Here is a 12014-nt window from a genome sequence, read left to right as displayed (position 1 = left end):
CCCCGCTGCGCAAAGTCTCCTGACTTTGAGCAATCAACATAACAAATCTTTCGACCTCGAGCCCAATAAAACTGATATGTGAATAAATTTCTATCTTTGGTAAAAGCATTAAAATGAAAGAAGGCTACGTCATCAGAGATCAAGAAAAAATACATTTTATTACCTGCACTATTGTAGATTGGATTGATGTTTTTTCAAGGAAAATCTATCGGGATATTGTTGTCGATTGCTTTCGGTATTGTATTGAAAATAAAGGAATGGTGGTGTATGGTTTTGTAATCATGAGCAATCATATTCATATTATTTTGCAATCGAAAGAGGGTAAACTTTCAGATTTGATTCGGGATTTTAAAAAATTCACGGCGAAGAATATTTTAGATGCTATTAAACAAAATCCGGAAAGCCGACGAGAGTGGATGCTGGAACGATTTGCAAAAGCAACCGAAACACATACAAGAAATAAGAATTATCAATTTTGGCAATATGGAAATCATGCCGAAGAGATTTATACTTTGCATTTCCTTTGGGACAAGCTTAATTATATTCATCTAAATCCTATAAGAGCCGGAATTGTAGAAAAAGCACAGGATTATCTTTATTCTTCCGCAAGCAATTACGTAAATGGAAAGGGATTATTTGAAATAGAATTAGCTGATAACCCTATCATTGATGTAACGAAAACTAATGAGTTTTGGAAGTATAGTAATTATGATAAGGATGATTAGTTTTTGCGCAAAGTCAGGAGACTTTGCGCAGCGGGTTTTTAATCCAGATAACCTTAGTCCATATTCTTATGGATATAACAACCCCATAAAATTTGATGACCCGGATGGACGATGTCCAACGTGTATTGTTGGTGCACTTGTAGGAGGACTAACGGATTATGGTATGCAAGTCGCAGCTAACTACCTTGACCCGACTGTTAAAAATATATGGACTGATAATATTTCTGTTTCATCAATAGCTTTATCAGCAGCGGAAGGTGCTTTAACACAAGGCGGAAGCGCAATTAGAAAAGCAGCCATAAAGACGACAGTAATGGTAGTGAATAATACAGTAGACGTGAAATATTCTGGCGGAAAATTAACCGGTAAAGCTGAAACTAATGTTAGGAATATCGCTAAAAATACACTAACGGATGCTGCTGTTGGAGGTATTGCTAAAAAAGCAGGAGGTTTAGCAAAGACAACAAAATTAGATAAAGTAGCTAATAAAGTGAATTTAAATAGTAATACTAAAGCCAAAAATTTTGTTCAAAAAGCGACTGGACTAAGTTCTAGGACATCAAGTAGTATCTCAAAAAAAGTTGATGTAAAAGGTATTTCAAAGCAATTGAGTAACGGGATTAAAAATTCTACCAATAAAGCTGTTGAAAATTCTGTTAATGCAACTACTAAAAATAGTGTAGATAAATTAAAAGACAAGACAAATGAATAAAAAAAGAATCCTTTTAGTTTTGATTTTCCTAATAATTATTTTTCTTAATAGAAATGTATTAATATTTAGACCTTTATTATCTGTTGTCTCAACACAAACGACATACGGATTAGTTGTAAACGAAAAAGATGCATTAAGAAGAGGTTTTATAACGGGTGCATTTAATTATTATTACAAATTTTCAGTAAATGGTGAAGATTATTCTAATCCAAGTTACGATGAAAAATATAAAGTAGGCGATACTGTTTTGGTAGAATACAATAAAACTTTTCCTTTTATGAATAGAATAAAGAATCCCCCGCTGGTGCGAGCGCAATGTCATTAAGTTAAGGGATTTTCATAATGCATCTTTTTGATTTTTAAGGACTTTAGGCTTTGTTCTATTTCGGTATTTTCCTATATTTCTTTTATTGGAACGATTAAGCCTTATTGGAACAAGATGATTTTTGAAGAGTTCTTTTAGCTCTTCTATAACTTGTTGTATATTTTGTTTTTTCAGGAACAAACTTATTATTCTGTCTTTCATAAAACCATAAGACAAATTTGTATTGATTTTATAATCATATTGTTTATTCAGATTATTTGCCTTTATTTCTTCGGCTAAATCTGCTATAATAATTGTTTGTACGTTACTTATAAATAAGGCTGCAAAGAAATCTTGTAATATACTTTGATGGGAGTATCCTGAGAAATGTTCTATTTTTAGTTTATTTTTTAACTCATCGTAAAAGGTTTCAATTTTCCATCGTTTGAAGTATAGTTCCTTAAAAAAAATTGGGGTGTATTTTTGATCTTCCAGTAAAGAAGTAATGAGTAATTCTGTTTGCCCATTAGGTAATTCTATCCTGATCATTCTTACTTTTAATGAGGGTTGTTTTTGGTTTACTTTAACATATGGCTTGGTGTTTTTACCAGGGTGTATTTCTAATACTTCTGATTTCTCACCTCTTTCTAAAAAAGATTTTGTCACACCGCTGAAATCAGTTTTCACCCTCATTAGATAATCTAATCCTCTCTGATGGTGTTCAAGTATAAAATTAAAAGAAGGATAACCTCTGTCATAGATAAGTAAATCCCCTGTTTTACAGTGTTCTAAATGTCCAAGTGCCATTTCCCTTTCTCCAATACTTACATTGGAAAATACACCATCAAGAGCAAGATTATTCAGCACATCATATAATACCGAAACTTTAGCCTGTATGACGTAAGTATTAGTTTGATTAGTAGTTTTACCATAATAATTTTCAAGTTCTTGGGTGACAGGCAGTGTAACTCGTGAGCCGTCAACAGCCAATACTCTGAAACCTTTTAAAAGCTCAACTCCTGAATTATCGGTATAGAACTCATTAACCAATAAGCGTGAAAGATGACGAAAAACTTCTGGAGATATTTTTTTCCTACATTGTACAAAAGCACTTTTGGTAAATGGTACTGCAGTAGAAATATCTCTTTTTAAATAACGAACAAAATTTTCAATTTCTAAAGAAAGGCTTTTAGTTAGAAAATTAATCATTAACAGCAGAGTGTTTGAAAATGATTGTTTTCTGCTTCTTGTGAAATCTTGATTCTTCATTTTATAAGTTTCTTGAAGTGATGTACTGAAAAACTCTTCCTGTATTTTTTCTAAAATAATTAAAGCTGTTTTTTTGCAACATAATAACTAATTGATTATCATATAAATATACGAAAATAAGTTGGTGAAAACAAGTTAAATTATTGATTTTCAATAGCTTAACCAGTTAACTTAATGACATTGCGCTCGCACCAGCGGGGGGGTCTTCATGGCTCATGTGATTAAATACAGTTACAATAGTACCAATAGCTGCACCCTGCCAAAAGTTTCCACCTCCTAATGATGAACCTACACCACCCACAATAGCACCTGTAAGAAAACGACCAACAGATAATCATTTGGCTAAAATTCTAAAAATGATTAATACTAACTTTCAGACATTACTTACTTCCCAAATTTTTGAAAATCAAAAAAATACCAATTATGATAAATCCTAGAATACCAATCCATCCTTTAAAATTATAGGAATAGTTAGTTGGAGTATTGTTTACATACAAATCTTTATAAAACAATTTTTTTTTAATTTTTAAATAGAATAGTATTATTCCAATTATTAAACATAAAATTCCTTGAAACATATTAATAATTTTTACCTGCTTGTTCCTTATAATACATATCTACACCTTTTTCACTTCCTTGAAATAAATAATTATAAGATTGTTTCATTATTTCATCCCCATATTTACCCAAAACTTCTTTTCCTGATCCTTTTATAAATCGACTTTAATGAATTATCCTTTTGTAAGGATTTAAAAAAGAAAGAAAAATTAGTTAATGGTTCTTTCAAAGTGAGCTATTTTGGTGACAAAGTAATTAAATTTTTAGAAAAAGAATATAAAAAAAGACCTCAAGATTTATCGGGGATTCATATTAATGATTACTTTAATCAAAATATTACTTCAAATATTATAAAACTTAAAGGCTGTGTTTGTTATTAAATTAAAATCTAATTTTTAAGGGAATGTTCTAAATGTGTTGGTTTGTTTTACCAATAAGGTTTTAAAATGAAAATTTCAGATCATTCTAATGAAAAAGTGCAGGCATTTGCTTGCGCTTTGTATTTTTAATAAGAAAAACATCAGCAAATGTAAGTCAAAATTGATTCGGTTAGAATACAGAAATTGGATATACCAATTTAGCATCCAATAAAAGTTAACCATAAAAACTTAATTTCACTGTAACGTTTTCGAAAAATATCATACTAAATACTAAATAGTATTTTCCAATGAAAAAATTAAACATAACCATTCTTGCATTCGCAGGAATGATTGCACTGAATTCTTGTGCAACAAAAGTCACAGCACCAAAACCACCAGAAACTCCTGCTGCACCAATGGAAACTGTAAAAGAAACCGTAAAAGTAACCCCAGAAAAAGGTTTAGATCTTACCACATTCGACAAAGCTGTTCGTCCACAAGATGATTTCTACAATTTTGTAAATGGAGCGTGGATGAAAACCGCCCAAATTCCTGCCGATAAATCTACTTGGGGAAGCTTCAACAAATTAGCAGATGACACCGACAATAACTCGATGACGATTCTTAACTCGTTGTTGAACGATAAATTTGCTGAAGGAAGCGAAGGCAAAAAAATCCAGGATTTATACGCTACTTATATGAATATGGAGAAGCGAAATGCAGATGGCATTGCTCCCATAAAATCAGATTTAGCAAAAATCGACGCTATAAAAACTGTTGCTGATTTGCAAAAGTATCTCATAGAAGCAACCAGAAATGGCGAAAACCCTTTTTATTCTTGGGAAATTGATGCCGATTTGAAAGATTCTAAAATGAACGCCGTGTATTTAGGCGATGCATCTCTTGGAATGGGTCGTGATTATTACCAGAAAGTAAACCCGAAAAATACAGAAGCTTTAGCAGAATACACCAAATATATCGCTTCAATGTTGGAGGTATTGGGATATAAAAATTCTTCAGTAACGGCACAAAATATTGTGAATTTCGAGAAAAGTATCGCAAAAACTTATTTAACCAATGAGCAGATTCGAGATGCAACTTTGCAATATAATCCAGAAACGATGGCTCAACTTTCGGCGATGGTGAAAAATGTAAACCTTCCGAAATATCTTAATGCTGTAGGCGTAAATACCGATAAAGTAATTGTTGGGGAACTGAATTATTACAAAAATTTAGACAAATTCATCAATGCGAAAAATATTCCTTTGATTAAAGATTACATGAAATATCAATTGATTTCAGGTAATGCAAGTCATCTTACTGCAGATTTAGATCAGAAGAAATTTAATTTCTATGGCAAATATCTAAGAGGGCAAGATGTGCAAAGAGCGCAGAACAAACGAGGTTTTGAAATGATCAACGGCGTTTTGGGTGAAGCTTTCGGGAAATTATATGTTGAGAAATATTTCCCTGCCTCTGCGAAAACACAAATGGTAGAATTGATCGAGTATTTGAAAAAAAGTTTCGCATCACACATCAACAATTTAGCGTGGATGTCGTCTGTAACAAAAGAAAAAGCTTTAAATAAACTCAACAAATTTACCGTAAAAGTTGCCTATCCGGATAAATGGAAAGATTACTCCAAACTCACCATTAATTCTGATGCAAACGGCGGCACTTTATACAAAAATCTTCAAAATGTTACCGAATGGCAATACCAAAAAGATTTAGATAAAATAGGAAAACCAGTTGACCGTACAGAATGGGGAATGTCGCCACAAACGGTGAACGCTTATTATAACCCATTAAACAACGAAATCGTTTTCCCGGCTGCGATTTTACAGCCACCTTTCTTTAATCCAAATGCTGATGCAGCCGTTAATTTTGGTGGAATCGGAGCCGTAATCGGTCACGAAATGACACACGGTTTCGATGATTCTGGAGCACAGTTCGACGCCGACGGAAACTTGGTAGATTGGTGGACGAAAGACGACAAAGCGAACTTCGAAAAAGCTACAAAAGCCCTCGCAGCACAATACAGCACTTACGAACCTGTGAAAGGAACTTTCGTAAATGGTGAATTTACCAATGGTGAAAATATTGCAGATTTGGGTGGCGTAAATATTTCTTACGATGCACTTCAAATGTATCTAAAAGATCACGGAAACCCAGGAGAAATCAGCGGCTATACCCAAGATCAAAGATTTTTCATGAGTTGGGCAACGGTTTGGAGAACTTTGCAGAAAGAAGCTGCTTTGATTAACCAAATTAAAACCAACGAACACGCACCGGGATTGTACAGAGCTTTCGGGCCACTTGTAAATACCGATGCTTTCTACAAAGCCTTCGATGTGAAATCTGGCGACAAATTGTACAAAGCACCAGAAGAAAGAATAAAAATCTGGTAAATCCGCAGCCTAAATCCCTTTCCAAGGGAGAGGGATTTTTAAAATCATTCAATTAATTTTGGGTGATTTTTTTTAGTAAAATCTCATCCATTACATACTGTCATTATGAAACATCGATAAATCGTTCGGAAAAATTCAAAATAATTGTTATCTTTGAATTAATCTTAATAATAATCAATAAAGTCTTATGAAAAGAATAACGATTGCAGCCCTCGCTTTTACGGGAGTTGTATTACTAAATTCATGTTCAACTGCGAAAGTTGCAACTGTTGAAACAGAAACTACAGTGACAACTGCTATAAAACCGGCACCAACCAAAGATGAGGGAATTAATCTTTCCTATATGGATACTTCGGTTCGTCCACAAGATAATTTCTTTAATTATGTTAATGGAAACTGGATGAAAACTGCCGAAATCCCGTCTGATAAAACAAGTTGGGGAAGTTTCAATGCCTTGAGAGAAGATGTTGATAATGCTTCTTTAGGGATTTTAGATAAAATCTTGGCAGACAAATTTGCTCCAGATTCCGAAGGTCAGAAAATCCAGAACTTGTATGGAACATTTATGGATTGGAACAAGAGAAATGCCGACGGAATTAATCCTATTAAAGCGGATTTACAAAAGATTGATCAAATAAAAACGGTTGCGCAATTACAGAACTATTTAACGGAAGCTACCAAAACGAATGATAACCCTTTCTACGCTTGGCGCGTGAGTCCAGATATGAAAAATTCTGTGATGAATGCGGTTTATCTTGGTGGCGCATCATTAGGTTTAGGACGTGATTACTATCAAAAAAATAACGAAGCCAACACCAAAACGTTAGTAGAATATAAAAATTATCTCGCTCAGTTATTTGAAGTAATTGGTCAAAAAAATGCAGATCAAACTGCACAAAGTGTCGTAAATTTTGAAAAGAAATTGGCGCAAGACCTTTTGACCAATGAGCAAAATCGGGATGCAAATCTTCGATACAACCCGAAAACTTTGCCAGAACTTTCAAAGCTGGTTAAACAAGTTAATTTACCGAAATACTTGACCGATGCTGGGGTGAAAACTGACAAAGTAATTGTAAGTGAATTGAAATATTACCAAAATATGGATTCTTGGATGAATGACAAAAATCTTCCACTCATCAAAGATTATATGAAAGCAAGATTGGTTGCTGGTAATGCAGGTAATCTTGATAAAAAATTAGATGATCTCAATTTCACTTTCTACTCCAAATATCTTCAAGGTCAACAAGAACAGAGAGCCATGAACAAAAGAGGTTTGGGCGTTATTAATGGCGTGTTAGGTGAAGCTTTCGGTAAATTGTATGTTGATCAATATTTCCCGGCTGAGGCAAAACAGCAAATGGAAACTTATATCGGTTATTTGAAAAAATCTTTCAAACAACATATTGCAGAAAACGATTGGATGTCGCCCGAAACCAAAGTAAAAGCACAAGAGAAATTAGCCAAATTCTCTGTGAAAATCGCTTATCCTGATACTTGGAAAGATTATTCTAAACTGCAATTGACAGGAACTGCAGATGGTGGAACTTATTATAAAAACCTACAGAATATTACCGAATGGTCTTACGCTAAAAACTTAGCAAAAGTTGGTAAACCAGTTGATAAAACCGAATGGGGAATGTCACCACAAACGGTAAATGCTTATTATAGCGGTTCTAACAACGAAATCGTTTTCCCAGCAGCAATTCTTCAGCCGCCTTTCTTTAATTTTAAAGCAGATCCTGCGGTGAATTTTGGCGGAATTGGTGCGGTAATCGGTCACGAAATCGGTCACGGTTTTGATGATTCTGGTTCCCGGTTTGATGGTGATGGAAACTTGAACAATTGGTGGACTGATGCAGACCGAAAAAACTTCGATGCAAAAGTAGGAGAACTTGCTGCGCAATACGATAAATACGAACCTGTGAAAGGCAGTTTTGTGAATGGTAAATTTACAAGCGGAGAAAATATTGGTGATTTAGGTGGAGTAGCGGTTGCCTATACTGCTCTTCAAATGTATTTGAAAGATCACGGAAATCCAGGATTAATCAGTGGTTTCAACCAAGATCAAAGATTCTTTATGAGTTGGGCAACCGTTTGGAGAACCAAATCTACAGAACAATATATGGTGAATCAAGTGAAAACAGATCCGCATTCTCCAGGATATTTCCGAGCGTTCGGACCGTTGGTAAATCAAGATTCATTCTATGAGGCATTCAACATTACGCCGGATGATGAATTGTACAAAGCACCAAATGAAAGAATTAAAATTTGGTAAAAACGCTAAAACGTCTGAAGAAATTCAGGCGTTTTTTTTGTTTTAAAACTATTTCAACAGCAAAAGATACAAGTGTTTCACCTTAGTAAATTTTTTCAAAAGTCTCAAAACGGAACTCTTTGCTAAAAACGGTGAATTAAATATTTTGCATAATGGAGATACTTAGATTATTCTAATTAAGCAAAAAAGGTTTTCATCAAATAAATCGCTTATCGTATATTTGGAAAACTTCTTATCAGGAAGAAATAAAAATGATCAATCATAAAATCACTTGTTTCAGCATCTGCCCAGATTGTCAAGGTCTTGGTAAACAAAAACGCAGAATCAAAAAAAAAATCCAGCTTCGTTATCAAGCTGAATTGGCAGTTTTCGAAAAATCAAATTTCGAAAAAAGTGCACCGATTCGTCCGGAGGGAACTTTTTTCAGTTGCCCGGATTGTTCCGGTTCCGGAATCATTCCTTCCGAAAACTTCCCGATTCCCGATGACCATTTCCCACATGTTGCCATTATTGGAGCAGGAATTGGTGGCATCGCTTTAGCAATCGGCTGTTTGCATCGTGGTATTCCTTTTACTATTTATGAAAAAGACAGCAGTTTCAATGAGCGTTCACAAGGTTATGGTTTAACCTTACAACAAGCCAGGAAGACCTTAGAAAATTTCGGGATTTTTAATTTAGATAACGGTATTATCTCCAATCATCACGTGGTGCATGCTCCGGATGGAAAAATTGTGGGACAATGGGGAATGCGAAAATGGCTGGGCAAAGTTGATAAATTCACTACCCAAAATAATATTCAAAAAAGCAATATCCATATTGCCCGCCAAAATCTGCGTCTGCAATTGCTGCAACAGTTGGGCGGAGAAGATAAAATACGGTGGAATCATCAGTTTACCGGTTACAAAAAAGATACTGAGGGGAAATTACAGCTTCATTTTTTAGAAAATAATGCAAGTAAATCGTATCCTGCAGACCTTTTGATTGGCGCAGATGGAATCCGAAGTGCCGTTCGAAACACGATCATTCCAGAAGAAAAATCTCCTTTGCGGTATTTGGGTTGCATGGTGATTTTGGGGATTTGTGAACTTTCCAAACTTCAATATTTAGAAAATTCTTTGCTGGATTCTGCCACGGTTTTTCAAACAGCAAACGGAAAAGAAAGAATTTACATGATGCCTTTCGACCAAAATTCAATCATGTGGCAACTCAGTTTTCCGATAGAAGAATCAGCAGCAAATAAACTGAGTGCCGACGGAAAATCAGCCCTGAAAACTGAAGCAATAAGGAGGACTCCTTTTCACAGCCCAATTCCGGAAATTCTGCAACTAACAGATGAAAATAAAATTACAGGGTATCCTGTTTATGATCGCGACTTGCTCACTTCTGAAATGCTAAAAAACGCAGATTCGGTCACGTTATTGGGCGATGCGGCACATCCGATGAGTCCGTTCAAAGGACAGGGCGCAAATCAGGCTTTGCTCGATTCTTTATTTTTGGCGCGGGAAATTTATAAAAATTGCAAACCAAATTCGGATTGGCGCGAAAAGGGAATTCGGGAAAGTGTTTTAAATGATTTTGAAAAAGAAATGCTGGAACGAACCGCAACAAAAGTAAAAGATTCTGCAGCCGCTGCAGAATTTCTACATTCTGAGATTGCTTTGTTCGAAGGCGATGAACCGAGAGGACGGGTTTTGAAACGGGGGGAATTGTAGGGTATTTAATTGTACAGAAAACATTTCTTTCTAAATTAAACCCTTTGTGTATGTGGAATTTAGCAAAAATTTAAAAAAAATATTGCCTAAATACGGTTTCCCGTAATCACAAAACATAAGCATTATCTATTTTTGAAAAACAATTAAACAAAAATTATGAATAAATTAATTTTATTAGCAGCGATGTCATTCGCAACAATTGGAATTACAAACTCTTGTTCTTCGGATAGAGGAAACGATGTAATATCCGAAAACTATTCTTTAGAACCCAATTCGGTAACTATAAATTATGATAAAACCCAACAACTAACTGTTAAAAACGGAAGTGCAAGTATGACACCATCAGAGTTCACTTGGAAATCATCAGATGAAAAAAGAGGTTATATTAACGCTTCCGGAATTCTTACAGCTCAAAAAGTTGGAAAGTTCAATATTACAGCTACTAAGAATGGAAAGACAGCAACAGCCGAAGTTACGATTGCTCCTTATCACACATTTTTTAAAGAACCTATAATAGGCTTCGGAAAAACCAAAGCAGAAATTAAAGTAGGAGAATCAAGACTGTTGCAAAGTGAAACCAGTACTTCATTAATATATAAGGGCGAAAATGGAGAAATTACAAATATTGGGTACACTTTTGACAGTAGTGGAAAAATGACATCTGCCATTGCTATTTTTCCATCGACGAGTTCATCCATAGAAAAAGTTACTGTATTTTACAAAGAAAGATATACTATTGTTTCAAACGAATCGGGAACAGTAATGATGAAAGATTTAGATAATCCGATATGGATGGGAATGAGTATTCATCCAACATTAGGTTATAACGTTATTTATACGAAACAATAAACGAAGCGCAATCGTGTAAATTGCAGTGTAAAAACATGCAAATTCACCACAATTTTACAGAAATATTGATAGAATGCATTATTATTTTATAATCTTGGGAATTGTATTAGTTGACGCATATTTACTTGAAAGATTTAATTAAAAAACAAATTATGAAAAAAATATTATTAGTTGCAGGACTTGCAATATGCGGAATATTTACCGCTCAAAAATTTGAACTCACCCCGAATAATTTTGTAAACTCTGATGACAAAGCAAAAGATTTTGTTGTAATTGAAGTTTCAGGAAAAACACAAAAACAATTATTTGAAGAAACGAAAATGTTTATTCAGTCAAATTTTAAGAATCTTAAAGGCGACGGCTATAATGAAGTTGAGTATAGTCAAATAAAATTACGTGCAAGATCCATTATAGGGACTGGTAGAAAAATGCTTGGAATAGAATCAACTGTACCATTTACTAATGTTTATGAAATAGGCTTTAAAGATGGAAAAGTAATGATTAAACCTTATTTTGAAGAAGCCGAAAAACAAGACAAATACGATACAAAAATATACTTAACGGGAGGTAGTGGAGTTCTTGGTAGATCAATATTCAAAAAAGATAACACGGTTTGGATGGAGGAACTATATAAAGGAGTTCAAGACAACACTAATGACTTTGTTTCAAAATTAACAGAAGCGTTAAAGTCTGAAAAATCCGACTGGTAATTTTTTTTAAAATCAAATTCTTTTTAGATACATAAAAGATTATCTACAATTTCAATAAAAAAGCGCCCTAAATGAATGCAATAAATTTACGAAAGAAGAAAATTAAAATACACGAAATCAGAAAATTTATTGC

The 12014-nt window shown here is 34.1% G+C and carries 9 protein-coding genes; 8 read left to right on the top strand and 1 reads right to left on the bottom strand.

Annotation, left to right across the window (positions count from 1 at the left end; genetic code table 11):
• The first annotated feature begins 113 nt into the window (after positions 1-113).
• From WBY99_RS12825 to WBY99_RS12815, 3 genes are read left to right on the top strand one after another with little or no spacing between them, the layout of a single operon-like run.
• Complete coding sequence (locus WBY99_RS12825) at positions 114-725, top strand: REP-associated tyrosine transposase (RefSeq protein ID WP_423976727.1); 612 nt, start codon at positions 114-116, stop codon at positions 723-725.
• Complete coding sequence (locus WBY99_RS12820) at positions 685-1437, top strand: hypothetical protein (RefSeq protein WP_423976726.1); 753 nt, start codon at positions 685-687, stop codon at positions 1435-1437. The genes WBY99_RS12825 and WBY99_RS12820 overlap by 41 nt, the downstream gene beginning before the upstream one ends.
• A complete protein-coding gene (locus WBY99_RS12815; RefSeq protein WP_423976725.1) occupies positions 1430-1762 on the top strand; it encodes a hypothetical protein in 333 nt (110 codons plus the stop codon). Before WBY99_RS12820 ends, WBY99_RS12815 begins: the two co-directional genes overlap by 8 nt.
• Before the next feature lie 12 nt (positions 1763-1774).
• Here the strand turns inward: WBY99_RS12815 and WBY99_RS12810 are convergent, their stop codons facing one another.
• Positions 1775-3055 (bottom strand): IS4 family transposase, encoded by a 1281-nt coding sequence (locus WBY99_RS12810; RefSeq protein WP_423976728.1) that lies wholly within the window; start codon positions 3053-3055, stop codon positions 1775-1777.
• Between the two features lie 1180 nt (positions 3056-4235).
• On the opposite strand from WBY99_RS12810, the gene WBY99_RS12805 reads away from it, so the two are divergent.
• From WBY99_RS12805 to WBY99_RS12785, 5 genes are all read left to right on the top strand, one after another.
• Positions 4236-6335 carry a M13 family metallopeptidase gene (locus WBY99_RS12805; protein WP_423976724.1) on the top strand — a complete coding sequence of 700 codons (2100 nt, stop codon included), beginning with the start codon at positions 4236-4238 and terminating at the stop codon, positions 6333-6335.
• 187 nt (positions 6336-6522) lie between these two features.
• The gene (locus WBY99_RS12800; RefSeq protein WP_423976723.1) at positions 6523-8610 is read left to right on the top strand and encodes a M13 family metallopeptidase; all 2088 of its coding nucleotides are present in this window, start codon (positions 6523-6525) and stop codon (positions 8608-8610) included.
• 251 nt (positions 8611-8861) lie between these two features.
• Positions 8862-10322: an FAD-dependent monooxygenase gene (locus tag WBY99_RS12795; RefSeq protein WP_423976722.1), complete on the top strand. Its 1461-nt coding sequence runs from the start codon at positions 8862-8864 to the stop codon at positions 10320-10322.
• A 156-nt stretch (positions 10323-10478) separates the two neighbouring features.
• Entirely contained in the window at positions 10479-11171 is a 693-nt protein-coding gene (locus WBY99_RS12790; RefSeq protein ID WP_423976721.1) for an Ig-like domain-containing protein, read from the top strand.
• Positions 11172-11323: 152 nt separating this feature from the next.
• The gene (locus WBY99_RS12785) at positions 11324-11881 is read left to right on the top strand and encodes a hypothetical protein (RefSeq protein WP_423976720.1); all 558 of its coding nucleotides are present in this window, start codon (positions 11324-11326) and stop codon (positions 11879-11881) included.
• Positions 11882-12014: the final 133 nt, after the last annotated feature.

The sequence above is a fragment of the Kaistella sp. genome, from assembly GCF_049588135.1.
Classification (GTDB): Bacteria; Bacteroidota; Bacteroidia; order Flavobacteriales; family Weeksellaceae; genus Kaistella.
The sequence above is the reverse complement of the archived record's forward strand: the minus strand, read 5'-3'. Positions and strand labels throughout refer to the sequence as shown.

Excerpts from the sequence above, each read along its gene's own strand:
- WBY99_RS12820 (WP_423976726.1), top strand. The coding sequence starts at position 685 with ATGAGTTTTGGAAGTATAGTAATTATGATAAGGATGATTAGTTTTTGC.
- WBY99_RS12785 (WP_423976720.1), top strand. The coding sequence starts at position 11,324 with ATGAAAAAAATATTATTAGTTGCAGGACTTGCAATATGCGGAATATTT.
- WBY99_RS12825 (WP_423976727.1), top strand. The coding sequence starts at position 114 with ATGAAAGAAGGCTACGTCATCAGAGATCAAGAAAAAATACATTTTATT.
- WBY99_RS12800 (WP_423976723.1), top strand. The coding sequence starts at position 6,523 with ATGAAAAGAATAACGATTGCAGCCCTCGCTTTTACGGGAGTTGTATTA.
- WBY99_RS12815 (WP_423976725.1), top strand. The coding sequence starts at position 1,430 with ATGAATAAAAAAAGAATCCTTTTAGTTTTGATTTTCCTAATAATTATT.
- WBY99_RS12795 (WP_423976722.1), top strand. The coding sequence starts at position 8,862 with ATGATCAATCATAAAATCACTTGTTTCAGCATCTGCCCAGATTGTCAA.
- WBY99_RS12805 (WP_423976724.1), top strand. The coding sequence starts at position 4,236 with ATGAAAAAATTAAACATAACCATTCTTGCATTCGCAGGAATGATTGCA.
- WBY99_RS12790 (WP_423976721.1), top strand. The coding sequence starts at position 10,479 with ATGAATAAATTAATTTTATTAGCAGCGATGTCATTCGCAACAATTGGA.